This window comes from Pseudomonas fluorescens (assembly GCF_900636825.1).
Lineage (GTDB): Bacteria > Pseudomonadota > Gammaproteobacteria > Pseudomonadales > Pseudomonadaceae > Aquipseudomonas > Aquipseudomonas fluorescens_BG.
In genome coordinates this window covers 21,189-47,164 of the sequence record NZ_LR134318.1, presented here as the reverse complement: position 1 = coordinate 47,164, position 25,976 = coordinate 21,189, and the positions used below count along the sequence as shown (strand labels likewise).

The 25,976-nt window shown below is 58.3% G+C and carries 26 protein-coding genes; 9 read left to right on the top strand and 17 right to left on the bottom strand.

The features are described 5' to 3' along the window. Nucleotides 1–18: 18 nt before the first annotated feature. From EL257_RS00225 to EL257_RS00185, 9 genes are all read right to left on the bottom strand, one after another. Nucleotides 19–1,047: a DUF5924 family protein gene (locus EL257_RS00225; protein WP_126358821.1), complete on the bottom strand. Its 1,029-nt coding sequence runs from the start codon at nt 1,045–1,047 to the stop codon at nt 19–21. A 165-nt stretch (nt 1,048–1,212) separates the two neighbouring features. Beyond that, a complete protein-coding gene (locus EL257_RS00220; protein WP_126358820.1) occupies nt 1,213–2,592 on the bottom strand; it encodes a M16 family metallopeptidase in 1,380 nt (459 codons plus the stop codon). A 177-nt stretch (nt 2,593–2,769) separates the two neighbouring features. Continuing rightward, on the bottom strand, nt 2,770–4,428 hold the full coding sequence (locus EL257_RS00215; RefSeq protein ID WP_126358819.1) for a Na/Pi cotransporter family protein: 1,659 nt from the start codon (nt 4,426–4,428) through the stop codon (nt 2,770–2,772). Nucleotides 4,429–4,730: 302 nt separating this feature from the next. Further along, nucleotides 4,731–5,372: a hypothetical protein gene (locus EL257_RS00210; RefSeq protein WP_232013054.1), complete on the bottom strand. Its 642-nt coding sequence runs from the start codon at nt 5,370–5,372 to the stop codon at nt 4,731–4,733. Continuing rightward, the gene (locus EL257_RS00205; RefSeq protein ID WP_126358818.1) at nt 5,369–6,010 is read right to left on the bottom strand and encodes a hypothetical protein; all 642 of its coding nucleotides are present in this window, start codon (nt 6,008–6,010) and stop codon (nt 5,369–5,371) included. The genes EL257_RS00210 and EL257_RS00205 overlap by 4 nt, the downstream gene beginning before the upstream one ends. Then, a complete protein-coding gene (locus EL257_RS00200) occupies nt 6,007–6,513 on the bottom strand; it encodes a hypothetical protein (protein ID WP_232013053.1) in 507 nt (168 codons plus the stop codon). The genes EL257_RS00205 and EL257_RS00200 overlap by 4 nt, the downstream gene beginning before the upstream one ends. A 131-nt stretch (nt 6,514–6,644) precedes the next feature. After that, complete coding sequence (locus tag EL257_RS00195; RefSeq protein ID WP_232013052.1) at nt 6,645–7,280, bottom strand: hypothetical protein; 636 nt, start codon at nt 7,278–7,280, stop codon at nt 6,645–6,647. Continuing rightward, complete coding sequence (locus EL257_RS00190) at nt 7,277–8,434, bottom strand: DUF2515 family protein (protein ID WP_126358817.1); 1,158 nt, start codon at nt 8,432–8,434, stop codon at nt 7,277–7,279. The genes EL257_RS00195 and EL257_RS00190 overlap by 4 nt, the downstream gene beginning before the upstream one ends. Before the next feature lie 16 nt (nt 8,435–8,450). After that, nucleotides 8,451–8,948: a PAAR domain-containing protein gene (locus EL257_RS00185; protein WP_126358816.1), complete on the bottom strand. Its 498-nt coding sequence runs from the start codon at nt 8,946–8,948 to the stop codon at nt 8,451–8,453. A 594-nt stretch (nt 8,949–9,542) separates the two neighbouring features. Between EL257_RS00185 and EL257_RS00180 the strand changes: the two genes are divergently transcribed. After that, the gene (locus EL257_RS00180) at nt 9,543–9,908 is read left to right on the top strand and encodes a DUF6124 family protein (RefSeq protein WP_126358815.1); all 366 of its coding nucleotides are present in this window, start codon (nt 9,543–9,545) and stop codon (nt 9,906–9,908) included. A gap of 147 nt (nt 9,909–10,055) precedes the next feature. On the opposite strand, the gene EL257_RS00175 is transcribed toward EL257_RS00180, so the two are convergent. Both EL257_RS00175 and EL257_RS00170 read right to left on the bottom strand, forming a co-directional pair. Continuing rightward, entirely contained in the window at nt 10,056–10,805 is a 750-nt protein-coding gene (locus EL257_RS00175) for a TerC family protein (protein WP_126358814.1), read from the bottom strand. A gap of 85 nt (nt 10,806–10,890) precedes the next feature. After that, nucleotides 10,891–12,198 carry a CitMHS family transporter gene (locus EL257_RS00170; protein WP_039757164.1) on the bottom strand — a complete coding sequence of 436 codons (1,308 nt, stop codon included), beginning with the start codon at nt 12,196–12,198 and terminating at the stop codon, nt 10,891–10,893. Between the two features lie 424 nt (nt 12,199–12,622). Between EL257_RS00170 and EL257_RS00165 the strand changes: the two genes are divergently transcribed. Genes EL257_RS00165 through EL257_RS00155 form a run of 3 tightly spaced genes read left to right on the top strand, consistent with a single transcriptional unit; the run spans nt 12,623 to nt 14,563 of the window. Then, nucleotides 12,623–13,636, top strand: coding sequence for an AAA family ATPase (locus EL257_RS00165; RefSeq protein WP_126358813.1), 1,014 nt, complete (start codon nt 12,623–12,625; stop codon nt 13,634–13,636). Beyond that, entirely contained in the window at nt 13,633–14,142 is a 510-nt protein-coding gene (locus EL257_RS00160) for a hypothetical protein (protein ID WP_126358812.1), read from the top strand. The genes EL257_RS00165 and EL257_RS00160 overlap by 4 nt, the downstream gene beginning before the upstream one ends. 13 nt (nt 14,143–14,155) lie before the next feature. Continuing rightward, nucleotides 14,156–14,563 (top strand): GFA family protein, encoded by a 408-nt coding sequence (locus tag EL257_RS00155; protein WP_126358811.1) that lies wholly within the window; start codon nt 14,156–14,158, stop codon nt 14,561–14,563. Here EL257_RS00155 and EL257_RS00150 read toward each other — a convergent pair. Continuing rightward, nucleotides 14,560–14,886 carry a DOPA 4,5-dioxygenase family protein gene (locus EL257_RS00150; protein WP_126358810.1) on the bottom strand — a complete coding sequence of 109 codons (327 nt, stop codon included), beginning with the start codon at nt 14,884–14,886 and terminating at the stop codon, nt 14,560–14,562. The genes EL257_RS00155 and EL257_RS00150 overlap by 4 nt on opposite strands. An 82-nt stretch (nt 14,887–14,968) precedes the next feature. Here EL257_RS00150 and EL257_RS00145 point away from each other — a divergent pair, with 82 nt between their 5' ends. Continuing rightward, nucleotides 14,969–15,634 carry an NAD(P)-dependent oxidoreductase gene (locus EL257_RS00145; protein ID WP_126358809.1) on the top strand — a complete coding sequence of 222 codons (666 nt, stop codon included), beginning with the start codon at nt 14,969–14,971 and terminating at the stop codon, nt 15,632–15,634. A gap of 85 nt (nt 15,635–15,719) precedes the next feature. On the opposite strand, the gene EL257_RS00140 is transcribed toward EL257_RS00145, so the two are convergent. Continuing rightward, nucleotides 15,720–16,670, bottom strand: coding sequence for a choline sulfate utilization transcriptional regulator (locus tag EL257_RS00140; RefSeq protein WP_126358808.1), 951 nt, complete (start codon nt 16,668–16,670; stop codon nt 15,720–15,722). A gap of 114 nt (nt 16,671–16,784) precedes the next feature. Between EL257_RS00140 and betC the strand changes: the two genes are divergently transcribed. From betC to EL257_RS00125, 3 genes are all read left to right on the top strand, one after another. Then, nucleotides 16,785–18,299: a choline-sulfatase gene (gene betC / locus EL257_RS00135; protein ID WP_126358807.1), complete on the top strand. Its 1,515-nt coding sequence runs from the start codon at nt 16,785–16,787 to the stop codon at nt 18,297–18,299. 16 nt (nt 18,300–18,315) lie between these two features. Next, nucleotides 18,316–19,236, top strand: coding sequence for a choline ABC transporter substrate-binding protein (gene choX / locus EL257_RS00130; RefSeq protein WP_126358806.1), 921 nt, complete (start codon nt 18,316–18,318; stop codon nt 19,234–19,236). A 370-nt stretch (nt 19,237–19,606) separates the two neighbouring features. Continuing rightward, nucleotides 19,607–21,175: a SulP family inorganic anion transporter gene (locus tag EL257_RS00125; protein WP_126358805.1), complete on the top strand. Its 1,569-nt coding sequence runs from the start codon at nt 19,607–19,609 to the stop codon at nt 21,173–21,175. A gap of 82 nt (nt 21,176–21,257) precedes the next feature. Here the strand turns inward: EL257_RS00125 and aroE are convergent, their stop codons facing one another. Both aroE and hemF read right to left on the bottom strand, forming a co-directional pair. Further along, nucleotides 21,258–22,079 (bottom strand): shikimate dehydrogenase, encoded by an 822-nt coding sequence (aroE, locus tag EL257_RS00120; RefSeq protein WP_126358804.1) that lies wholly within the window; start codon nt 22,077–22,079, stop codon nt 21,258–21,260. A 9-nt stretch (nt 22,080–22,088) separates the two neighbouring features. Next, nucleotides 22,089–23,003, bottom strand: coding sequence for an oxygen-dependent coproporphyrinogen oxidase (gene hemF / locus EL257_RS00115; RefSeq protein WP_126358803.1), 915 nt, complete (start codon nt 23,001–23,003; stop codon nt 22,089–22,091). Between the two features lie 148 nt (nt 23,004–23,151). On the opposite strand from hemF, the gene EL257_RS00110 reads away from it, so the two are divergent. Continuing rightward, a complete protein-coding gene (locus EL257_RS00110; protein WP_126358802.1) occupies nt 23,152–24,129 on the top strand; it encodes a quinone oxidoreductase family protein in 978 nt (325 codons plus the stop codon). A 112-nt stretch (nt 24,130–24,241) separates the two neighbouring features. On the opposite strand, the gene EL257_RS00105 is transcribed toward EL257_RS00110, so the two are convergent. Together EL257_RS00105 and dprA are read right to left on the bottom strand one after the other, a co-directional pair. Beyond that, nucleotides 24,242–24,799, bottom strand: a complete 558-nt coding sequence (locus EL257_RS00105; protein WP_126358801.1) for an L-threonylcarbamoyladenylate synthase — start codon at nt 24,797–24,799, stop codon at nt 24,242–24,244. 54 nt (nt 24,800–24,853) lie between these two features. Beyond that, nucleotides 24,854–25,954 carry a DNA-processing protein DprA gene (gene dprA / locus EL257_RS00100; RefSeq protein ID WP_126358800.1) on the bottom strand — a complete coding sequence of 367 codons (1,101 nt, stop codon included), beginning with the start codon at nt 25,952–25,954 and terminating at the stop codon, nt 24,854–24,856. Between the last annotated feature and the right edge of the window lie 22 nt (nt 25,955–25,976).

Sequence of the window (25,976 nt, the reverse complement as noted above, 5' to 3'; positions counted from 1 at the left end):
GTAATAGCACGAACCGGATTACTTTTCTTTGGCCGGTGTGCTGTCGGTGATTGCGAAACGCAGCACGCCAATCAACTGGCCGTCTTCGGTCAACACCCGCACCTGCCATTTGCCCGCCGGGTTGCCGGGGAAATTCTGTTTGTGCGTCCACGCCCGGTAACCTTCCTTGCGCCCGCCATGGATATCGAGAGCGATGCGGTCGACCTCTTTACCGTTGAACGTCCAGACGTGATAAATCCGCTCGTCGAGGCCGCGCGGCGCGTTGATCGCCGTGTAGGCATACAGCCCGCCGCTGCGGATCTGCTCGGCGCTGACCGTGTCGAGGCTGGCGCCGGGCGTGCGATCCTGCAGTTGCGTGCTGATCGCCACGTCGGTCATCCACAACGTCGCCGGCGGCACCCACGAACGCAATGCCCAACCGACGCCGCCGATGCCAACGGTGATAAACAGAATCGCCAGCGCGTTACGCACGGTGCGGATCGGGAAGATCGACGCCAGACTCGGGAACGACAACAGCACGGCGATCCCCAGCGCCCATTTGAAACTCTGCGCGGTGGTCAGATGCATGATCACCGGCAATGCGGTGAGCAGGGCGGCAAACAGGGTCAGCGTGTGCAATGCCAAAAACGCCCAACGCCGTGGCGCCAGCCATTTGTAGTAGAGCGGGTCGACGATGGAAATCAGCGCGGCGATGCTGAGCAGGCCGGTGAAAACGAGCTGGCCGCTGTTCCAGGTCGTGGTGATGAAGAAAAACGGCAGGACGAAAAACAGGCTCTCCTGGTGGATCATTTGCGTCGCATAACGCAGCAGCGGCTGGGGAATCTCCCGTTTGAAGATACGCGTGAACAGGCCGGTCAGGGTGTTCTCCAGCATCAGCCAGATCCAGCTGAGCAGCATGATCACGGTGATCCAGCTCGCCAGCCCCTGCTGACGGTCGACCAGCATAAAGCTGCCGACTCCGGAAATGAAACCACCCGCCGCAATGACCCCGGGGTAGCGCTTAATCAGCTCGAGAATGCGCTGGACCAGAAGGGTTAATTTCGACATGTGGGCGCTTCACTGCAGGCTAAGGAAATACCCCGACAGAGTAGCGTCCGCCGGGCGATGTGGCGAGGTGGATGGTCAGGGCCTCAAAAGATCGCAGCCTTCGGCAGCTCCTACAGAGGACGCATTCCAATGTAGGAGCTGCCGAAGGCTGCGATCTTTTGATCTTCAGCCTCGCTTGCGATGCAATCGCCAGCCGAGCAGCATCAGCAGAAATACGCCAATCCCACCCGCCACCAACCACAACACCTGGTCATCACTGATCAACGGTTTTTCGATACGCAAATACCCAGGCTGCAACAACAACTCGCGCATCGCTTTGTTCGCCGCTTGCAGTGTCACGCCTTGCAGCTCGCGCGCCGGGTTGGCGAAGCGGCCATCCTGATAATCGGCGAGCGCACTCCAGTAATAATCCGCCATCGCGCTATTACCCTGAACCGCCCACGATTGATGGGCGATGGCGGCCTGCTTGATGCGGGCAAAAGTGTCTGCGTCGAGACCGTTTTTCAGCAGATCAGCCTTGAGGTCTTCCAATACCTGAATGGCTTCGTCGACGTCATCGCGATCCAGATCCGCATTCAGGCTCATGAAGCCGACCCCGCCAAACACCTCGCGCTCGGCCCACGGCCCGTAAGACAGGCCGTGGTTGAGGCGAATCTGTCGGTACAGCGCCCAGTCGAGGTAATCCTTGAGAATGTCGAAGGTCTGATCGTACTGATCGTCGAGCACCGGTTCCGGCACCAGCCAATGCAGCTTGGCGCTGTCGCCGATGAGGCCACGGGTGAGGGTGCGTTCATGGGCGGCGCTGGTGCGGATGTCCGGCAGCGGACGATGCTCGCTCGGATCAACCGCCTCGAGCGCGCCCCAGGTGCGCTCCAGGTAGGCGGGGAGCAGTTTGTCGAGTTCGCCAACAACAATCAGCGTCATGTTGTTCGGCGCGTACCAAGCCTCGCGGACCTTCTCCAACTGCTCTTGGGTCAGGTGGCCGACTTCGGCGCGCTGCGGGCATTTCAGGCCCAGCTCAACGGCGAGTTGATTGCTCGCGGTGTGTCCAAGATCCTGGCGGTCGAGGAAGCGTTGCAGCTTGGTGTAATGGCCGCCATCTTCGCGCTCGACCACCCGTTTCGCCGCATTGATCGCGTTGTCGTCGATACGCGTCTGGGTCAGCAGTGCGAGCAGCAGATCGAGAACTTTGCGCTGGTTTTTAGCCGGGGCTTCGATGACGAACGTCGTGTCGGCGTTGCTGGTAAAGGCATTCCAATCACCGCCCAACGCCTGCATGCGTTCTTCCAGACCACCTTCACCAGTCGCGTCGATGCCGCTGAACAGCAGGTGTTCGAGCAAATGCGGCAGCTCTTTTTCGTCGCAATCGAAGTCGTCAAGACCAACGCCGACTACCAGCCGGATAGCCACATGGCCCCGTTCCGTACCGGGTTTGAGCAGCAACTGCAAACCGTTGGGCAGCGCATAACCTTCGACCTGAAAGCGATCCAGGGCAAAAGCGGGCAGGGAACCGAGCAGCAGACAGGCGAACAACAGGCAACGCATAACAGGCTTCCATACGGCTGATTTGGAGATCCGTTTCGTCAGTCAGGGCCCCATCGCTGGCAAGCCAGCTTCCACAAGGATTTTCGGCGCTCACAGAACCCTGTGGGAGCTGGCTTGCCAGCGATGAGGACCCTGAGACTGAACTCTGTGTTACTGACTGACCCCAGCCCCAGACGTTCAAGGCGAATGCGTGATGTCGGCAATATCATCTGTCGCCAGGGCGCCGGTGTCCGCCTGCTCCAGGACCACATAGGCGCTGCCGCAGAACAGCGAATTCAAACGTTTCATATCGGCGATCAGCTCCAGATGCAGCGAACTGGTTTCGATACTCTGCACGATCTTGCGTTGCAGACGGCTGACGTGCGCGTGGGCCAGGCGCCGTTCCTGCGCGCGGAAGCGGCGTTTCTCGCGCAGCAATTGCCGTGCACTTTCGCGGTCGCCACTGAGAAATACCGACAGGCCCAAGCGCAGGTTCGAAATCAATTGTTGCTGCAACCCGGCCAGGTCCTCCAGGCCTTCTTCGGAAAATGAGCGGCGCTGCGAAGTCTTCTGCTGCTGGATCTTGCGCAGCATGCGTTCAATCAGGTCAGCGGCGAGCTTCAGGTTGATCGCCAGCTCGATGATCTCCGCCCAGCGCCGACTGTCATGCTCGCCGAGGTCTTCGCGAGGCATCTGCGCCAGATACAGCTTGATCGCGCTGTACAGCGACTCGACGTCGTCGGTCATGCGGCGCATTTCCTGAGTCACCGCCGTCTGCTTGCCGCGCAACACATCGAGCGAAGCGTCGAGCATGTTGTCGAGCAGATCGCCCATGCGCAGGGTTTCCCGCGCGGCGTTGGCCAGCGCCAGGCTCGGCGTGACCAACGCGGTCGGATCGAGGTGGCGCGGCTTGGCGGTGCCGTTGACTTCCGGGCGCTCCGGCAGCAGCCAGGCGCACAGCCGCGCCATCGGCCCTACGCTTGGCAGCAGAATCAGGCAGCGTGCGGTGTTGTAGAGCAGGTGGAAGCCGATGACCATTTCCTGCGGGCTGAAATCGAGACTGTCGATCCAGTGCACCAGCGGATCGAGCACCGGAATGATCAGCAGCAGGCCGATCAGTTTGTACAACAGACTGCCCAGCGCCACTTGCCGGCCGGCAGCGTTCTGCATGCTGGTACTCATGAAGGCGAGGATGCCGCTGCCGATGTTGGCGCCGATCACCAGGCCAATCGCCACCGGCAGGCTGATCACCGCCGCGCCGGCCAATGTCGCGGTGAGCAGCACGGCGGCGAGGCTGGAATAGGAAATCATCGCGAACAACGCGCCGACCAAGGCGTCGAGAAGGATGTCGCCGGTCAGCGAAGCGAAAATCACTTTCACCCCTTGCGCGTGAGTGATCGGCGCGGCGGCTTCAACGATCAGTTGCAGCGCGAGGATGATCAGCCCAAGGCCAATCGACACCCGGCCCATCTGCCCGAGCCGCGTCTGTTTGCGCGACAGGAAGAAAATCACGCCGACGAAAATCAGCAGCGGCGACAGCCACGACAAGTCGAACGTCAGCACCCGCGCCATCAGCGCCGTACCGACATCGGCGCCGAGCATGGTCGCCAGCGCCGGCGTCAGCGCCATCAGGCCTTGGCCGACAAATGAGGTAACGAGCATCGCGGTGGCGTTACTGCTCTGCACCATCGCGGTCACGACGATGCCGGCAACGAACGCAAGCCAGCGCCTGGACATGTTCTGGCCGATCACATGGCGCAGATTGGTGCCGTACACCCGCAGGATGCCGGTTCGGACGATATGCGTGCCCCAGATCAGCAGGGCGACGGCGGACAGCAGATTGAGCAGGGTTAGCATGCAGACCCCCTGTAGTAGCAGCGCCCCAGAGGGGCAAGTGGACGGCACCGCGCGGTTTCTACGTTTCTGATACTTAAGCTGTAGTTGGCTAACGGTCTCGGCGCCAGCATTGCACAGCTAAAGAGTGGATTGAAATAAAAGTGTCATGAAAAGCACTTCATCCACCCCCTTCCACAATCACCACAAATCCTTGTGGGAGCTGGCTTGCCAGCGATTAGGGCGGCACTGCCGACATTGATTTTGCCTGACACGCCGCTATCGCTGGCGAGCCAGCTCCCACAGGGGTTGAGGGTGTGGCTGAATCAATCGCTGAAATGATCCCTGCTCAGACCAACGTCGATTAAATACCTGGCCGTATACACATTCCTCTCATCGCAACGCGCATAGCACTTGATGTGCATCAACAGGCTGTATTTGTGTGGAACCAGCAGAATGACCCCATCCGCCTGATCAAAAAGCTTCGCTTGTAGCTGTCGCTTTTCATCATCGCTTTGCACTCTGATCCAATCATTTCCCTCAACGGGTTCAGGAATCCAGTGGGCATCCCTGAACATCGCTTGCAGCTCACTCAAAAGCTTCACCGTCTGATCGAAGGGAAGCGTTTCAACCATTGGAGACGTGGTTATGCTGTCTACTTTCCCTTTGGTGTAGCCCACCGCCCCGTAGATGGTTTTGGGCAAAGTGAAGCCATGTTCAGGGTCATCAAAAGTGATCACGACCGGGCTGCTGATCCAGGTCGAGTCGACCTTGGGCGGGTCACTTGGGTAAATGGCTGTTTTCCGCTCAACAGGAAAACTGGAGTCTTTGACGACTTCGGCATATGGCTTGCCGATGCGAACGACCAGAAAATCCAGCGGATAGTGAAAAGACGTCAGGCCAATGTACAGCAGGACAAGTGCCGGCCAACGCCCGTAGCGGCGCCATTCCGCGATGCGAGAAATCATCTGTTGTAGTTATCCGAACCAATACTGACATCGATCAAATACCTTGCGGTGTCTGGATCGCGCTCGTCACAGCGAACGTAGCATTTGACGTTTAGCGCCAGGGTGTATTTGTAAGGGATTTGTAGCAGCACGATGACGACCTGATTGAACAGCGTTCTTTGCAACGCACTTTTTTCGACATCACTCGGTACTTCCACCCAAGCATGTTTATCGACATCTCGGGGCGCCCATCCTGCTGCTTTCAGCATGAGCTGAAGCTTCTCCAAAAGAGGCACCAGCTCTGCAAACGGTAGGGTTTCAAGCATCGGTGAAGTAGTCACGGTTGCTACTTTGCTTTTCCGGTATGTCACTGCACCGAACTTGGTAGGTGGCAAGGTGAAGCCATGACTAGGATCGTCAAACTCAACGAATGTGGGACTGCTTATCCAGGTGGAGCTCGGGTGGGGAGGTTCGCTGGGATAAATCGCAGTATTTTTTTCCAGGTCGGTGGTCGAGTCCCTTTCAACGCTTCGGTAATGCTTTCCGATATGGAGACGCAAGACGTCCATCGGATAATGAAACGATGTGATGCAGAGAAGCAGCGCAAAAAAAAGCGGTCTCTTCCAGAATCCCCAACGAGCCGAACGGCGGGTCCTCATTCGCTGTAGTAATCCTTTCCTACGCTGACATCGATCAGATATTTCGCCGTTTTCGGATCACGCTCGTCGCACCGGGCGTAGCATTTGACGTTGAGTGCCAAACCATATTTATGAGGCACCAGCAGCATCACGAGGACGACTTGATCGAATAGCAACTTCTGCAGAGCGCTTCTATCCGCTTCGTTATCGACTGAGAGCCATGCATTGTCTTCGCGATCTCGCGGCTGCCACCCAGCTTCTTTCAGTGTTGCTTGTAACTGCTCAATCAACGGCACCAACTGGTCGAATGAGACGGTCTCCAACATTGGAGAGGTTGTGATGGTCGAGACTTTTGCTTTTCTATAACCCACTGCGCCGAACTTAGTAGGCGGCAAGGTGAAGCCATATTGTGGGTCGTCAAATTTCACCACCACAGGGCTGCTGATCCAAGTGGAGTCCACCTCAGGTGGATCACTTGGGTAATTCGCCGTTTTCAGTAAGACAGGAAACGTCGAATCTTGCACAACGCTTCGGTAATGCTTTCCGATGTGAAGACGCAAAACGTCCATCGGATAATGAAACGATGTGATGCAGAGAAGCAGCGCAAAATAAAGCGGTCTCGTCCATAAGCTCCGACTAGTCCAATAGCGGATCCTCATTCGCTGTAGTAATCCTTTCCTACGCTGACATCGATCAGGTATTTCGCCGTGTTCGGATCACGTTCGTCGCACCGGGCGTAGCATTTGACGTTGAGCGCGAGACTGTACTTATGGGGGATCAATAGCACCGTCACCATGACGTGATCAAACAACTCGGCCTGAAGCGTCTTTCGACTGGCCTCATCAGCCGTGTTTAACCAAGGATTCGTCTCAGAGTTCCACTCTGCCCAACCGGCGTTCGTTAACTGGCTCTGTAGTTGATCAAGCACGACGATTAGTTGGTCGAAGGGCAACGTTTCGAGCATTGGAGAGGTGGTCATGTTCGAGACCTTCCCCTCGTCAAATCCGATTGAAACGAACTTTGTAACAGGCAGCTTGAACCCGTGCTCCGGGTCATCGAAATGAATAATGACCGGTGTGGAAATCCAGGCTGAGCTGGGGTGGGGAGGATTTCCGGGGTAAATCACAGTGTGGGCTGGCACGTCTAACGTTGAGTCGGCAACCGTCTCGTCGTAAGTCTTTCCGATATGAACTCGCAAAGTATCCGTACTCCAGTTGGAATACGCGATTGCCGCAGCAGTCAACGCAGCAGCGAGAATTATCAAGAAACGTTTCCTCGACAACTGGATCACTGAACTCCTCCACCCTTGGATATTTCTGTTATGGACTGCGTGAGCTTTGCTCGGGCAGCAGGGTCTCTGAGCAATGTATCGAACTGAGTTGCAGCTCGAATGACGAACTCCATCCGCTGATCTTTGTCAGCCAAATTAGCCAATGGGTTGCTACCAAATGCGACTTTTCTTTGGTCTGGAGCTTTGCATTGACTTGCAAGGGTCAACTGAATTTCCTCAGCGGCTCCCGACATAATTCCGGTGACAACAGATACGGCGTTGCCTGCGTGCGTGCCGCGCATCAGGTAGGCAAAGTGCGCATCGTCGTACATCGCTGGCTGCAAAATATTGATTTGTTCGTGCTGAGCCATGAACTCAACACTTTTAGAAATCTTTCCTTCGTCAATAGCTTTGAACGTATCACTGACTTGCGACTGCACCAGCCCGAATTCCACTTTGTTTGAAATAGGCCATAGCACTTCGCCTTTGAGTTTATTGCGCAGCGGGAGACACGCTTGCATCTCTTTGAATCCCCGCACCATAAAAAACCGGTGCAACGGATAAACGTCCAGAAACAGCGATGTATTACCCAGCGCCAACATCTCATACACATAATCCAGCTGCTGCTGAACCACTGAGCGCGGGTTGTCGCCGATAGTGATGTCCTCGGTCGGCATCGGGTTCGCCGCTCGGGCTTTTTCCAGCTCTTGTTCAACCTCAGGATTGGTTTTGCTGAACTTGAATCCGAAACCTTCAAACAAGGTTTCCGATGGGGCGGTTCGCAGCTTTTCCTGTGCAGCCTTCTGCGCAGCAATGGCGGTTTGTAGTTTGGTGGCGTGGATCAGTCCACACCCCACCTGCTTCGAAGCAAACGCCGCCAACCCCGCCCATTGAAATCGATTATCCGCCAGCCACAACTGCGCATACGCAGCGTTGATCTTGCGGTTGCGGGCCTGGGGGTCGGCGATAAGGACGCCGCCGGGGGCGACCCAGTCTTCGGCTTCTTTCTGAAAGCGGCGCCACAGGCAGTTGCAGGTCAGCAGCGGAACTTCGACGCGGGTTTTCGGGTTGGGGCCGGCGGTGTTGGTTTCGCGTTTGCAGGTGGGCAGCTCGCAAGTGCTGTCCCAGAGTTTTTTCATGTCCAGGTCGTCTGGAGCGATGCATTGTGCGGTCATGGTTCTTCCTTGAAAATCAGGCTGTCCAGCGCACGATGGCCAGGTCCGGCTGGCGCGTGGCGACGCTTTGGGTCATGCCTTTTTCGTTGGTCTGGCCTTTGACGATACGGCCTTCGGCGGTTTCGATTTCGTAGCCTTGATCGGCGATGGGTTCGCCATTACCGGCGCTGACGGCTTTGAATTCGATCAGCGGCTGACCAACGATGGGCAGCGGCGGGATGAACGGCGCGGGCGTGTGCGAGCTGCCGATGATGACATCGCCGGAACCCCCGATCACGACGCCGCCGTGGCTGGCCGTGCTGTCGAGGGTCATGGCGTTTTTGCCGTTGATGAACACCGTGGCGGAGAAGGCGCCGTTGAGGGCTTGGCCGCAGGTGCACGTGTCGCCGAGGCGGGCGGCGGCGAGGCCGTTGAAGAAGACATCGCCCGAACCACTGGCAATCGGGTTGGTGCCGTGGCCGGGAAGCGGGCAAGTGGTCGGGTCCGTGACGCGCGCGGCGGGTTTTCCAGACATGAACGTTCCTTGTTTGTCGTTTGAGGCGAGCGGGGAAGCTAACGAGCGGAGCGGGGGGCGTCAACCTTTGATTCCCGTCTCAACGGGTTGCGATGCGCCACTGTGGGCGCGCTGAAAACCCTGTGGGAGCTGGCTTGCCAGCGATGACGGCGGCAATGCCGACATCGATATTGGCTGACACTTCGCTATCGCTGGCAAGCCAGCTCCCACAGATTTTGTGGTGATGTTTCTGAATGGGGTTAAACGCGGATTTTGCGGGGTGTTTATGCACACGCCGTGTTACGCGGCGACAGGCTACAAAACCTTGCGCCGTTGCCTACGGCTACGCCAGAATCCGCCGGCTTGTGCGCTTTGGGGCAGGGTTCTATCGTTTGCTGGCCACTGCTTATCAGTGGTCGGGATTAGTAGCCCGGGTCGCTAGTTTTGTGCACAAGCTCCGTTCAGCCAGGTCATTCCTGCACTTGATGGTGGTTGTGCGCAGGGCACCTTCGGGTGCGCCGGAAAAGCTAGCTCCCCGGTCTACTAACCTGCGTACAGCCGCCTCCTTTCTTTTAGTAGAGAACGGCAGTGGCTTCATATATGGAGCAGCTGAACATGACAAAAATCACACCCGATCCGCCCAACATCGATCCAGAACCCCACGACCCCGCCATCGAAGCGCAGCGCATGAAAGAAGCTGCCGATCGCGCCCTCGATTTCTATCTCTGCCCTGGCCGCAAGCAAGAACCCGCCACACCGCGCAAACCCAGCAGCATTTTCCTCATCGATCCCGCCGTGGATAACGAAACCCTGTTGGCGCACGCCTGTGAATCACTGGCGTCGGCGAGCATCATGGCCAGCGATCTGGCCGGGTTCATCGACGGACCACAGCGCAGTTCGTTGTTGGGGATTGCGCAGGTGATCATGCTCGGTGAGCTGGCCGTCAACCGCGTCCTCGACAACCTCGTGCCTCCTGCATAAACACAAAAACCTGTGGGAGCCTGGCTTGCCAGCGATGGCGTCCGGTCAGCAAACATTGATGTCGCTGACCCGACGCTATCGCTGGCAAGCCAGCTCCCACAGGTTTTGTATTGCTGCTGGACTACCGAGTTATTGGCCCGGTACGTCCTAGCGCAGTTTCACTGGATCCTTTTGCTGTTTCTTTTTCGCCATCGCGCCGCGCAGTTTGATGTTGATCGCTTCAACCGCCAGCGAGAACGCCATGGCGAAGTAGACGTAGCCTTTCGGCACGTGCACATCGAACGATTCAGCGATCAGCACGGTACCGACCACCAGCAGGAACGACAGCGCGAGCATTTTCAGCGACGGGTGCTTGTCGATGAACTCGCTGATCTTGCCCGAAGCCAGCATCATCACCAGCACCGCCACGATAATCGCCGCGACCATCACTGGTACATGGGAAACCATGCCGACTGCGGTGATCACCGAGTCCAGCGAGAAGACGATGTCGATGATCGCGATCTGGATGATGGTGTAAAGGAAATTGCCGCCCTTGCCCGAAGGCGCGTCGTCGCTGTCTTCTTCGCCTTCCAGCGCGTGGTACATCTCTTGCGAGCTTTTCCACAACAGGAACAAGCCACCGAAGAACAGGATCAGATCGCGGCCGGAAATGCCCTGGCCGAACACTTCGAACAGATCGGCGGTGAGGCGCATGACCCAGGTGATCGACAGCAGCAACAGGATCCGCGTGATCATCGCCAGGGCGAGACCGAAGATCCGGGTGCGCTGCTGCATGTGCTTGGGCATGCGGCTGACCAGGATCGAGATCATGATGATGTTATCGATGCCGAGGACGATTTCCAGGGCGGTCAGGGTGAAGAAGGCAACCCAGATTTCAGGGTTGGTCAGCCATTCCATGTGTATTCCTTTGAGCAATTGTTAAACCGAAAAAGGTCCGGGCTTCAAACCGCGAAGCCAGGACCCGAAACGGTGAGTCTTGGGCTTATAGAGTGCTGAACACCGGGAAAGTCCCCAAAAGCAGTGCAGCAATCAAAATGCAGATACACACCAGGATCGCCCATTTCAGGGTGAAACGCTGGTGATCACCAAAATCGATGCCGGCCAGCGCCACCAACAGATAGGTCGACGGCACCAACGGGCTCAGCAAGTGGACGGGTTGGCCGACGATCGAGGCACGGGCCATTTCCACCGCAGTGATCCCATAGTGGCTGGCCGCTTCGGCCAACACCGGCAACACGCCATAGTAGAACGCGTCGTTGGACATGAAGAAGGTGAACGGCATGCTCACCAGCGCCGTGATCACCGCCAGGTAAGGGCCGAGGAAATCCGGAATCACCGCCAAAAGGCTCTTCGACATCGCATCGACCATGCCGGTGCCCGACAGGATACCGGTGAAGATACCGGCCGCAAAGATCAGCCCGACCACTGCCAGCACACTGCCGGAATGCGCAGCGACACGATCCTTCTGCATTTGCAGGCACGGGTAGTTGACGATCATCGCAATACTGAACGCCACCATGAACAGCACCGGTAGCGGCAGCAGGCCGCCGATCAGCGTGCACATCAGACCGAAGGTCAACGCGGCGTTGAACCAGATCAGCTTCGGACGGCGCGCATCGGGAAATTGCGAGACGCTGATTTCGCTGTGATCGATCTCGTCGCCGACCAGGTGCAGCTCGCCGAGGCGGGCACGTTCACGCTTGCCGTAGAAGTAGGCAATCAGCAGGATCGCCACGACGCCGGCAGCCATCGCAGGAATCATCGGCACGAAAATATCCGACGGATCGACATGCAGCGCACTCGCGGCGCGGGCAGTCGGTCCGCCCCATGGGGTCATGTTCATCACGCCACCGGCGAGAATGATCAGACCGGCCATGATCCGCGGGCTCATGCCGATGCGGCTGTACAGCGGCAGCATGGCGGCGACGCAGATCATATAAGTGGTCGCGCCGTCACCATCGAGGGAAACGACGAGCGCCAGAACGGCGGTGCCGACCGAAACCTTCAGCGGGTCGCCCTTGACCAGTTTGAGGATCTTGCGCACGGCCGGATCGAACAGGCCGGAGTCGATCATCAGGGCGAAATACAGAATGGCGAACATCAACATGACGCCGGTCGGCGCCAGTTTGGTAATGCCCTCGAGCATCATCGGGCCGATCTTCGGTGCGAAACCACCGAACAGGGCGAACAGGATCGGGATGATGATCAGAGCGATCAGCGCGGACAGGCGCTTGGTCATGATCAGGAACATGAACGTGATGACCATGGCGAAGCCAAGGAAAGTCAGCATGGGAATACTCCAGGCGTGGCGCGGCTAATTGACGGGCGGATCGGGGGATCAGCGCAGAACGGGAGGCGCGAGGCGTACGGGCGGAGTGGTCATCACGAAGCGGGAGAAACGGCGGGTTACAGAAGACATCAGAATCACCATTGTTGTTGTTAATTGGGCCGGGCCTGGGGATAAACGCAGGCATTGGGCCAACCGGTCTGTTGCCGGGAGTGGGGCGATCCTAATCGGGGAAGCTTTCAGCTACCTTTCGTGGATGAAAGCTCTGACAACAGGTCGGATCAATTTCCTTCTCCAGAGAAGCCGAAAGAACAAATACGTTGTAAGCCGCTTCTGTAGTTTCCGAAGGGTCATGCTCACCTCTGTATGGAAGGGAATCGCAGTGCTAGGCTTGGCCCACTGCAAAGTTCGAGAGGAGCTCCAACCAATGCTCAATAGCGTTGAATTAGACAATTTTGGTCCATTACAGAAAATCCGTTGGAGCAAGCTCTCAAACCTGAATGTGATCATCGGGGCAAACAGCAGCGGCAAGACCTTTTTGCTGAAGGCGTTGTACTGCACGATGCGGACGCTCGAAGAATATCAACGCGGCAATGAGCAACGATCTGCTGCAGAAATTTTGACGGACAAGCTTTACTGGACGTTTCAGACTGACAAGATAGGCGATCTGGTAACCAAGAGTGCTGACGGCCCACTTTCTTGCAAGGTCAAAGTCGATTCGCGAGAGTTTCGCTACAGCTTCGGCAAGGACACCACCAAAAGCATCATCTCATTGGAAAATCATGTTTCTCCCCGAGGCAGCAATTCGATATTTCTTCCGCCCAAAGAAGTACTGTCACTTCAGCACATCATTCTGAAAAGCCGCGATATCGATAAAGATTTCGGCTTCGATGACACCTATTACGACTTGGCCAAAGCCTTGCGCCTACTGCCTACCAAAGGAAAGAACCATGCGCATTTCGCTAAAGCCCGGGAAAATCTCGAAGAGATGTTCGGCGGCAAGGTAGAGTTCGATAACAGTACTAATCGCTGGCAATTTAAAAAGGGTAATCAGAAGTTCCAGATTGGTTCTACAGCCGAAGGCATCAAAAAAATTGCCATACTCGATACGTTGCTGGGCAACCGTTATCTCACCAAGGACTCCATGGTGTTTATCGACGAACCGGAGTCTGCCTTGCATCCGGTCGCGATCACCAAGCTGATCGATATCATCGTCTCTCTCTCCAGTAGCGGCATTCAATTTTTCATCGCTAGCCACTCGTACTTTGTGATCAAAGCTTTGTATCTCGCAGCGCAAAAACAAAAAATGTCCATCCCGGTTCTGTCATCGATTGACGGAGATTGGACTTGCAATGATCTGCTCAAAGGCATGCCAGACAATCCCATCGTGGACGAATCCATTCGGCTCTACGAAGAGGAAGTGGAGTTGGCTCTGGGATGACGATCACTATCGAAGAATCAGGGATGGTTTTCGGACCTTTTTCTGAGGAAACTCTATTTCCAATCGAAAACAGCCCACTTGCTAAAAATCTGGGAGATGGAATCAAGGTCACCGAGTTTGTTTTACTTCGAGATATTGAAGGTGAGGCTCGGGAAGCTTGGTTTATCGAAGCAAAGTCGAGCGCTCCCCGGCAGACCGTAAACTTTGTAGAAGAAATAATCAGACAAAAATTCAGCAACTCACTACAACTGACACTAGCTGCCTGCCTGAGGCGACACCATCAAAGTGAAGAACTCCTCCCAGCGGAGTTCCTCAATCTCGACTTATCAAACTGCGCGTTCAAATGTGTCCTCGTCATCAACAATTTTCCCAAGGAGTGGATGGCCGGACTGCGAGACGCGTTAAGTAAAGCGATGAACTCGATAACAAAAACTTTGGGGATGAAACCTGGATCAGTCATAGTCATTAACGACGAAATGGCTCGTGCACGGAGACTGATCCGCTAGGAAGGTGGCTTCGATGAAAGCATCTCTGCACCGCGGCGGCTGCCATTGCGGCCACATTCTTTATCATTTCAGCGCAGCGCTGCAGGACATCGCCCACTGCCATTGCTCAGTCTGCCGCAAGGTCAGCGGCGGCATCGTCACCACGTGGATCACGGTGCCGCTGGCGAGCTTCCAATGGCTGGCGGGAACGCCAGCGTGTTATCACTCGTCCAGCAGTTGCGCGCGGTTTTTCTGCTCGAATTGCGGCGCGCACCTGGCGCTGATGACCTCGCTCAGCCCCGACAGCATCGACATGACCATCGCCATGCCGGATCAGCCGGAACATGCGCCTGCGCAGCGGCATATCTGGACCGACAGCCGATTACCCTGGCTGCATCTGGATGAGTATCTGCCGGGCGAAGCTGCAGAAACTTTTGCTTAGAAAACCGACAAATTCAGCGGCCGCACTGCGCCCATCCAGATCGCGTGATCGGTGTGATCGAGCAAGTCGTTACCGGTGTCAGGGTGCAAAAACACCACCAAGCCTTGTCGATTGAGCGCCAGCCACGGCAGCACGTCGCCGATCAGTTCGGGGCCGAATGCCAATTGGCAGCTCCAGTCCGGATGCGGGCCTACCGGGCGCTCGTGAACCCGGCCCATTTTCAATGGAAACAACTGCGCCGCTTGCTCGCACAGGTCGCGCGCCTGGCTGATGGTATTGGCGTCGAAATAGACGTGAGCGTGGTAGCCCTTGATCGCTTGCATTGTAAAGCCTCTGAATCGGTTCGAACCCTCGGCGCTGCCCGTATGTCACACGCCATACAAGGGACAAGAAAAAGGATCAGCCATGAAAAATGCCGAGACCCCAACGGTGAAAGTGGTGCTCTATGGTGCCATGGCCAGCCTGGGTGGCGCATTGATGGCTGAGTTGCTGCGCCGCCAGCATGAAGTCATCGCCATTCTTGACGATCTGACAGCGCTCGCGCCGCGTCCGGGGCTGCGTACCAAAAGTGGTGATCTGTTCGATGCCGAGCGGATCAATCAAAGCGTTGCGGGAAGTACGGCGGTGATTTGCCTGCTGGACGCACCGGGGTTGCCATTCAGCAGCGATCACGTGGAACGGTCCATCGTGTTGGGACCGGTTGAACAGGTGCTGGCAGTCGATGCGCTCATCGAGGGCATGCAGTTGGCCAGTGTCCCGCGTTTGTTTCTGGTAGGAAATTTCGCGGTGCTCGACGAACCGGAGCTGGATGATCGCTTGCAACGTCACGCGGCCGAGGAAATCCGCGAAGCGGTGCAAAGCAGTTCGCTGCAGTGGACGCTGGTGAATGCCCCGCACGGCGTGGCGGGGCTGACGATTGAGCATTTCAGCCAGGTCGGCGGCAATCTGGAGCCGGGGCTGGCCGAACCGCTGGAGCGATTGAACCGGGTAGCGGTGGGGATTGCCGATGAGCTGCGGTTGAGTCTGCATGTGGGGCAGCATGTGAATTTTGTGGCGGCTTCAGATATTTAAAAGATCGTCCGAACGCGGCCCGAGCCTTCGGCAGCTCCTACACGGATTTTATGTAGGTGGTGCCGCAGGCTGCGATCTTTGACCGTCAAACTGCAATCGAAGGCAGCGCCGACCCGTTGAGCGACTCCGCGCTGCTCGCCTGCTCCGCCATCAACCAATCGACAAACTGCTGAATCAAAACCCCGCGCCGCTTGCGCTGCGGCAACACCACGTAATAACCCAACCGCGACAGGGTAGTTTCGGCAATCGGCCGACACAGCAATCCTTGGGTGAGCAAGTTATCCACAAGGTGCCGCCAGCCAATCGCCACGCCTTGGCCGCCAATCGCCGCCTGAATCAACAGCGTGTAGTTATCGAAACGCAATTGCCCCGGCGCCGGCGCGGTAGTGATGCCCAACGCACGGAACAATCGGCTCCAGTCAAACCAGTTGCTGCTGTTTTCCCCTCGCAGATGCAACAGCGGCAACTCCAGCAGCCCCTCAACCGGCAAGGGCAGGGCACGGTTTTTGAGCAACTGTGGGCTGCATACCGGGAAAACTTCTTCGCTGAACAGCCAGTGACTCTCGCCTTGTTTGAAACGCCCGTCGCCAAACAGGATCGCCACGTCGATGTCGGTGCGCAGCATGTTGTGGTTACGCTCGCTGGTGACCAGGCTGACATCGATGTGCGGGTTGGCTTCATGAAACCGATGCAGGCGCGGCATCAGCCAATACGCGGCAAACGCGAAGTCCGTAGCGACTTGCAGCACCTCATGTTGCTGCTGCGTGCTGATGGCGCTCAATCCCGCGTCGATATGCTGCAAACCGAGGCTGATCTGTTCAAACAGGATCGCACCGACCTCAGTCAGTTCGATGCCCCGATAGATGCGATCAAACAACCGCGTACCGATCTGCTCCTCCAGACGTTTGATCTGCTGACTGATCGCCGGTTGCGTAGTGCCCAGCTCAACTGCCGCTGCGGTAAAACTGCGCTGGCGAGCGGCAGCCTCGAAGGCGCGCAGCAGATCGAGTGACAGATCCCCCAAAGCTTCATACATAAGCTGTGCTTATCCTAGTCATTGCCCGGCGCGGGCTTTACCCGACAGAGCATGGACTCCATGCTCGATCGCAGCAATGTCGCATAAATATTCACTATGGAATGCCGCGATCACATGAAGCGCAAGAATATTCTTTTCATCATGGCCGATCAGATGGCCGCGCCAATGTTGCCGTTCTACGGCCCTTCGCCAATCAAACTGCCGAATCTTTCCCGCCTCGCCTCACAAGGCGTGGTGTTTGACGCCGCTTACTGCAACAGCCCATTGTGCGCGCCGTCGCGTTTCACATTGGTCAGCGGACAATTGCCGAGCAAAATCGGCGCTTACGACAATGCCGCCGATTTCCCCGCCGATGTGCCGACTTACGCGCATTACCTGCGCCGTCTCGGCTACCGCACCGCGTTATCCGGCAAGATGCATTTCTGCGGTCCCGATCAGCTGCACGGTTACGAAGAACGCTTGACCAGCGACATCTATCCAGCCGATTACGGTTGGGCCGTGAACTGGGATGAGCCTGATGTGCGGCCGACCTGGTACCACAACATGTCTTCAGTGCTGCAGGCCGGGCCATGCGTGCGCACCAACCAACTCGATTTCGATGAAGAAGTGGTGTTCAAGGCGCAGCAATACTTGTTCGATCACATCCGCGAGGACGGTGATCAGCCGTTCTGCCTGACCGTGTCGATGACTCACCCACACGACCCGTACACCATTCCCAAGGCATTCTGGGATTTGTACGACGATGCCGAGATCCCATTGCCTACGACGCCGGACCAACACGAACTCGATCCGCACTCGCAGCGCCTGCTCAAGGTCTACGACCTGTGGGACAAGCCGCTGCCCGTGGATAAGATTCGTGACGCGCGCAGAGCGTATTTCGGCGCATGCAGTTATATCGACGCTAACGTCGGCAAACTCCTGCAAACCCTTGAAGATACCGGTTTGCTCGACGACACCATCGTGGTGTTCTCCGGCGATCATGGCGACATGCTTGGCGAAAAAGGCCTCTGGTACAAAATGCACTGGTATGAGATGGCGGCGCGCGTGCCACTGCTCATCAGTGCCCCGGGCCAGTTCGCTGCCGGACGGGTCAGCGCTGCGGTGTCGACCGCTGATCTGTTGCCGACTTTCGTCGAGCTGGCGGGCGGCGCGCTGGCACCGGGTCTGCCGCTGGACGGCCGTTCGCTGGTGGCGCATTTGCAAGGGCAGGGCGGTCACGACGAAGTATTCGGCGAGTACATGGCGGAAGGGACCGTGAGTCCGTTGATGATGATCCGTCGCGGGCCATACAAATTTATCTACAGTGAGAGCGACCCTTGCCTACTCTTCGACGTAAGCAATGATCCGCACGAACTGGAAGAACTCAGTCAATCGCCGCAACATCGCCAGCTGTTCGACGATTTTCTTGCCGAGGCGCGCGCCAAGTGGGATATCCCGGCGATTCATCGAGATGTCCTCGCCAGCCAGCGCCGTCGCCGTTTCGTCGCCGATGCGTTGACGATCGGCAAGCTGAAGAGCTGGGATCACCAGCCGCTGGTGGACGCCAGTCAGCAGTACATGCGCAACCACATCGACCTTGATGATCTGGAGCGTAAAGCACGTTATCCACAACCCTGCCAAAACCAATAATGTTAAGGGGAAGTCCATGCGCAAGTTATCCACAGTACTGACGATTGGCCTGCTCGCACTGAGCAGTGCATCGGCATTCGCCGAGCAGAGCTGCAACACGGTGAAAATGGCCGATCCGGGTTGGAGCGACATCGCCGCAACGAACGCGATCACCGGGTTTCTGCTGGACGGCATGGGCTACAAGGCCAAGGTCGATACCCTCGCGGTGCCGATCACCTTTGGCGGTTTGAAAGATGGTCAGGTGGATGTCTTTCTCGGCAACTGGATGCCGGCGCAGCAAGGCTTCTACGACAAGTTCGTCGCGACCGGCGATGTCACGCAACTGGCGAAAAACCTTGAGGGCACCGAGTTCACACTCGCCGTACCGGATTACGTGTGGGATGCGGGTGTGCATAACTTTGCCGACCTGAACAAATACGCCGATAAGTTCGACAAGAAGATCTACGGCATCGGTTCTGGCGCGCCGGCGAATATCTCGCTGCAGGAAATCATCAAGAAGAATGACTTCGACATGGGCCAGTGGAAGCTGATCGAATCCAGCGAACAGGCAATGCTGGCTGAAGTGTCGCGGGCGGTGAAAAAACAGAAATTCGTCACTTTCCTCGGCTGGACCCCACATCCGATGAACGTGCAGCTGAAGATGCATTACCTGAAGGGTGGCGAGAAATACTTCGGTGACACCGGCAGCGTATTTACCTTGACGCGCAAGGGTTACGCCGAGGCGTGTCCGAATGTGGGTAAATTGCTGACCAATCTCTCGTTCACTCAGGAGATGGAGAACAGCATCATGGCTGAGGTGGTCAACAAGAAGATCAGCAATGCCGACGCGGCGAAGGCGTGGATCAAGGCGAATCCGGCGGTGCTGGATAAATGGCTGGACGGCGTGAAAACGGTGGATGGCAAGGATGCACTGGCGGCGGTGAAGGCGAAGCTTTGATCGTGGGGTTGCTGGGATTGGGCTTGGCTTGGGATTTTTGCCCCCTCACCCCAGCCCTCTTCCCCAAGGGGGCGAGGGGGAAAGGGAGCCGATATCTGCTGGACTCAAAACTTGAGTTCAACTCTGAAATCGCAGGTCGATATGGCCAGTTCAAACACCTCGGACAGTTCCCTCTCCCTCTGGAAGAGGGCGAGGGGAAAGGGAGCCGATATTCGTTGGATTCGAGGCCTGAGTTCGACACTGATCTCTCAGGTCGATATGGCCAGTTCAAACACCTCGGTCAGTTCCCTCTCCCTTGGGAGAGGGCTAGGGTGAGGGCCCTTTCCCTGGCACCCTGATAACCTTGAATAAAACCCAACCGCGAGGATCCATGGCCTTCCCCAGCCGTCATTCACTTTTTCCCTTCCTCACCTGGCTGCCCCGGCAAACCCGCGCCAGCGTCGGACGGGATCTGATCGTCGGCCTCAGCGGTGCGATTCTCGCGTTACCCCAGTCGATTGCCTACGCACTGATCGCTGGTCTCCCACCCGAGTACGGTCTCTATGCCGCGATCATCCCGGTGTTGATCGCCTGCTTGTGGGGTTCGTCCTGGCATTTGATTTGCGGCCCGACGGCGGCGATTTCCATTGTGCTGTATGCCAGCGTCAGCCCGTTGGCCGTGCCGGCATCGCAGGACTACATCACCCTGATTCTGCTGCTGACCTTCCTTGCCGGGATTTTCCAATGGTTGCTCGGCTTGCTGCGCTTCGGCGCCCTGGTCAATTTTGTCTCGCATTCAGTGGTACTCGGATTCACCCTCGGCGCGGCAGTGGTGATTGCCATCGGGCAGTTGCCCAATCTGCTTGGGCTGGAGTTGCCGGCGAACACCACGGCGCTGGCAAGCCTGATGGACCTGCTGCGCCATCTCGGCGCTGTGGATAAGCCTTCGCTGATCCTCGGCGTGGCAACAGTGGTCGTCGGCGTGGCGCTGAAAAAAATCCTGCCACGCTGGCCGACGCTGTTGATCACCCTCGTACTGGCGAGTCTGCTGGTATGGGCATGGCCGGCGATGTTCGGGCATGTACATCGGGTCAGCGCATTTGTCGGGCGCTTGCCGCCATTTAGCGCTTTGCCATTGGACCTGGAAGCGATCCTGCGCCTGCTGCCGAGCGCCGTGGCGGTGGGCATGCTTGGGCTGGTGACCAGCCTGTCGATCGCCCGTTCGATTTCGGCGCGGTCGCAGCAGTTGCTCGATGCCAATCAGGAAGTCCGCGCGCAAGGCCTGTCGAATATCGTCGGTGCGTTTTTTTCAGGGTCGTTGTCGGCCGGATCATTCACCCGCTCGGGTCTGAGTTATGAGGCGGGGGCTTGTTCGCCGCTGGCCGGGGTGTTTTCGGCGCTCTGGGTGGCGCTGTTCGCGGTGTTCGGCGCCGGGCTGATTGCGCACATTCCGATTCCGGCCATGGCCGGCAGCATTCTCTTGATCGCGTGGGGTCTGGTCGATCACCGCGCCATTCGCGCCTTGCTGCGGGTCAGTCGCGCCGAGTTTGTGGTCATGGCGTTGACCTGCCTGGCGACATTGTTGCTTGAGTTGCAGACGGCCATTTACGCCGGTGTGCTGGCGTCGCTGTTTTTCTATCTCAAGCGCACCTCGCAACCGCGCGTGCAGCATTGGCGCGACGGTGAGGATGATGTGCTGCGGGTTGGCGGCTCGATCTTTTTCGGCGCCAGCCATTACCTGCAAGTGCGTCTGCAGCGCATGCAGGGTGCGCGGGTGGTGATCGACGCGCAGCAAATCAACTTCATCGATTACTCAGGGGTGGAAATGCTCCATCAAGAGGCGCGGCGTTTGCGGTGCCAGGGCCGCAGCCTGACATTGCGCGGGGCGCGGCCGCAGGTGGTGGAGGAGTTACGCAAACTGGAAGGGCCAGAGAAGTGCCCGATCCGGTTTGAAGACTGAAAAGATCGCAGCCTTCGGCAGCTCCTACATGGGATCAGTGTTCACCCTGTAGGAGCTGCCGCAGGCTGCGATCTTTTGATTTTCAACCCGCCAGTTGGCGGCGTAGCTCGGCCAATACTGGCGCCGTATCAGGCCGCACCCCCCGCCACAAAAAGAACGCCTCAGCCGCCTGCTCCGCCAACATCCCCAAGCCATCCATCGCCACTGCCGCGCCGTGCTCGCTGGCCCAGCGACAGAACGCCGTTGGCTCCTTGCCGTACATCATGTCGTAGCACAGCGTCCGGCCCGGTTCGATCAGGCTCGGCGCAATCGGCGGCACTTCGCCGGTGAGGCTGGCCGAGGTGGCGTTGATGATCACGTCCACCGACTCGCTCAGCCAATCAAAACCACTGGCCGACACCGGGCCCAGATCGCAGAACAACTCGGCCAGCCTCTCGGCTTTGTCCACCGTGCGATTGGCGATGATCACCGACGCCGGTTGTTCCGCCAGCAATGGCTCCAGCGCGCCGCGTACTGCGCCACCGGCACCGAGCAACAGGATGCGTTTGCCGGTCAGGCTGAACCCGGCATTCACCGTCAGATCGCGGACCAGTCCGGCGCCGTCGGTGTTGTCACCAAGCAGCGAACCATCGGCCTGCTTGCTCAAAGTGTTCACCGCACCGGCACGTTGCGCCCGTGGCGTCAGGCTGTTGGCCAAGCGGTAAGCGTCTTCCTTGAACGGCACGGTAACGTTGGCGCCGCGACCGCTATGGAAAAACGCCGTGGCGCAATTGGCGAAATCATCAAGCGGCGCCAGCAGGGTGCTGTAGTCGAGGCGCTGCCCGGTCTGTTCGGCGAACAGTTTGTGAATCATCGGCGATTTGCTGTGGCCGATCGGATTACCGAAAACGACGTAACGATCCATCAGAAATCCTCAGGCCTCGGCCAGCCAGTCGCGGTCTTGCAGGAAGTAGTCGGTCAGGCGCGCTTCTTCGCTGCCGGGCTCGGCTTTCCAGTCATAAGCCCAGCGCACCTGCGGCGGTAACGACATCAGGATCGATTCGGTGCGCCCGCCCGATTGCAGGCCGAACAAGGTGCCACGGTCGTAGACCAGATTGAACTCGACGTAGCGGCCACGGCGGAATTCCTGGAACTCACGCTGCTGAGCGGTGAACGCATCGTTTTTGCGGCGCTGCAGAATCGGCAGATAAGCATCGATGTAGGCATCGCCGATGGCGCGCATGAAGGCGAAACTGGTGTCGAAGTCCCACTCGTTCAGATCATCGAAAAACAGCCCGCCGATGCCACGCGGTTCATGCCGATGCTTGATGTGGAAATAGGTGTCGCACCACGCTTTGTAGCGCGGGTAAACGTCTGGCCCGAACGGCGCGCAGGCCTGCTCGGCGACGCGGTGCCAGTGGATGCAATCTGCTTCATTGCCGTAATACGGGGTCAGGTCGAAACCGCCACCGAACCACCAGACCGGCTCTTCGCCTTCCTTTTCGGCGATGAAAAAGCGCACGTTGGCGTGGGACGTCGGCACATGCGGGTTGTGCGGATGGATCACCAGCGACACGCCAAGGGCTTCGAAACCGCGACCGGCCAATTCGGGGCGATGGGCGCTGGCCGACGGCGGCAGGCCGCTGCCGAAAACGTGGGAAAAGTTGACGCCGCCCTTTTCAATTACCGTGCCGTTCTCGAGCACGCGGGTGCGACCGCCACCGCCGGCAGGCCGGGTCCAGGCGTCTTCGACGAAGCGCGTGCCGCCATCTTCGCTTTCGAGGACCGCGCAGATGCGGTCTTGCAGGTCGAGCAGATAGGCCTTTACGGCGTCGGTGCGGGTCGTCATGGCTTCACCTTGAATCGGGCGGCGCCCCGCAGGCGGGCGACGCAAATGGGCGCGTAGCATACCACCGCGAAGTAGCGCCTCGCAGTTGACGAAGATCAAGCATGGGAGTTGGATAGGGGGTTCACGACAGACCAAGGAGAGCAGGCAGATGGCAAAGCGTATCCAGTTCCGCGCCCACGGCGGTCCCGAAGTGCTCGAATATGTTGATTACGAACCCGCCGCACCCGGCCCGAACCAGGTGCGAGTGGCCAATAAGGCGATCGGCCTGAATTTCATCGATACCTACTACCGCAGCGGTCTGTATCCGTTGCCCGCCTTGCCGTCCGGCCTCGGCTCCGAAGGTGCCGGTGTGGTCGATGCAGTGGGCAGCGAGGTCACCCGCTTCAAAGTCGGCGATCGCGTGGCCTATGGCAGCGGTCCGTTGGGTGCCTACAGCGAGTTGCACGTGTTGCCTGAAGCCAATCTGGTGAAGCTGCCAGACGAAATCAGCTTCGAAACCGCCGCCGGGGTGATGCTCAAGGGCCTGACCGTGCAGTACCTGCTGCGCCAGACTTATGAACTCAAGGGTGGCGAAACCATTCTGTTCCATGCCGCTGCCGGTGGCGTCGGTTCACTGGCCTGCCAATGGGCGAAAGCGCTGGGCGTGAAACTGATCGGCACCGTCAGCTCGAAAGAGAAAGCCGAGCTGGCGAAGGCCAACGGTGCGTGGGCAACCATCGATTACAGCCATGAAAACGTCGCCGAGCGCGTGTTGGCGCTGACCGATGGCAAGAAAGTCCCGGTGGTCTACGACGGTGTGGGCAAGGACACTTGGCTGACGTCGCTGGACAGCGTTGCACCGCGTGGCCTGGTGGTCAGTTTCGGTAACGCGTCAGGCGCGGTGGATGGGGTGAATCTGGGCATTCTCTCGGCGAAGGGCTCGTTGTACGTGACCCGGCCGACCTTGGCGACTTACGCCAACAATGCGCAAAACCTGCAGCGCATGGCCGATGAGTTGTTCGAAATGATCATCAGCGGCAAGTTGAAAGTGGCAATCAGCCAACGCTATTCGCTGGCTGAAGCGGCGAAGGCGCAGACCGAGTTGTCGGCGCGACGCACCACTGGTTCGACCATTCTGTTGCCTTGAGGACGCCATCGCTGGCAAGCCAGCTCCCACAGGTTCGGCGTTGTACATAAAATCTATGTCCAGCGAAGATTCTTGTGGGAGCTGGCTTGCCAGCGATGGGAGCAACTCGATTCTAAGCCGGGCGCACGACGTTGCCGGTCACCAGATCGCGAATCAGGCTCGGGTTTTTGCGCCCGCCCAATTGCCCACCCAACACAACATCAATCTGCCCCCGGAAATACTGCTCGACGCGCAACCGCGTGCGCGCCGCCGGGCGCCCCTGCGGGTTCGCGGAAGTCGAGATCAACGGCCCGACCATCGAACACAAATCACGCACCTGCGGATGATCAGTGACCCGCAAGGCTACGGTGTCGTGCACGCCGGTGACCCATTCCGGCAACAAGCCCTGGTGCGGCACCAGCCAGGTGTTCGGCCCCGGCCAAGTGCTGGCCATGCGATCAATCCACTCTTGCGGAAAATCTTCGAACAGGAAGTCGAACTGGCGAATGTTGTCGGCGACCAGAATCAGCCCTTTGTTGACCGACCGATTCTTGATCGCCAGCAGGCGATCCACCGCTTCTTCGTTCCACGGGTCGCAACCCAGCCCCCAGACGGCTTCGGTTGGATAGGCAATCACCGCCCCGGCGCGAATCTCTCGCGCGGCTTGTTGCACACGCCAACTGTTGACCATGAAAAAATCTCCGCAAACAGGTTTCGCGCAGTTTACCGATCTTCCTCGTAAAACCTAGCGGCTCCTGGCCAACCAGCGCCCGTTTTCGCACACCGCGCTGCCGTCCATTTCCAGCTCGGTCAGGGCCGCCAGCACTTTAGGCAACGGCCAACCGCTGCTGTCGGCCAGACCTTCACTGGTATGCGGCGCGGCGTGGAGCAGGGCGAGCAATGGGTGATCGCTTTTCGGTGTGTCTGCAGACAGCGGCAAACGCTGCCAGCCGCGCAGGGCTTCGAGGATGTGCTCAATGGTTTCCACCAGCACCGCGCCATCGCGGATCAACTGGTGACAGCCACGTGCACCGGGGTGATGAATGGAGCCTGGAATCGCGTAAACCTCGCGGCCCTGTTCCGCCGCCAGCCTTGCCGTGATCAATGAACCACTGGCGACGCTGGCCTCGACCACCAGCACGCCGAGGGATAAACCGCTGATGATGCGGTTGCGCCGCGGGAAGTTGCTCGCCGTCGGCCCGGCATCCAGCGGAAATTCGGAAAGCACCGCACTGCCGGACGCAATCATCGCGTCGGCCAGGCGCCCGTTGCGCTGTGGATAAAAATTTTCCAGGCCCGTGCCAAGCACGCCTACCGTGAGCCCGCCGACATCCAGCGCAGCCTGATGCGCGGCGGCATCGATACCCAGCGCCAGGCCGCTGGTGATGACAAAACCCGCCCCGGCCAGGCTGCGCGAGAACGCCGTCGCCGTGTCCATGCCGGGTCGCGAGGCGCGGCGGCTACCGACCATCGCCAGTTGCGGATTTTCCAGAATCAGTGGATCGCCCGCCACGAACAGCAGCGGCGGCGGATCGGTAATCTGCGCCAACAGCGCCGGATAATCCGGCTGATCCCACATCAGTAAATGGTGCTCCGGCCGCTCTAGCCAGCGCATTGCGTGGCTGGCGCCATCGCGCACTTGCGGGCAGCGCCGCGCTTCGGCACTGGCGGCAGGCATGCCCAACGAGCGCCAAGCCGTGGCCGGCGCGCTAATGGCTTTTGAGGCCGAGCCAAATGCTTCGAGCAATCTGCAAAAACGCTTCGGGCCGATTTCCGGCAAACGGTGCAGGCGCAGGCGCGCCTCCAGTTCCGCCGGGGAGAGCGGCGTGCAAGCAGGCATCATCATGGATCATCCTTGATCGTTGTAA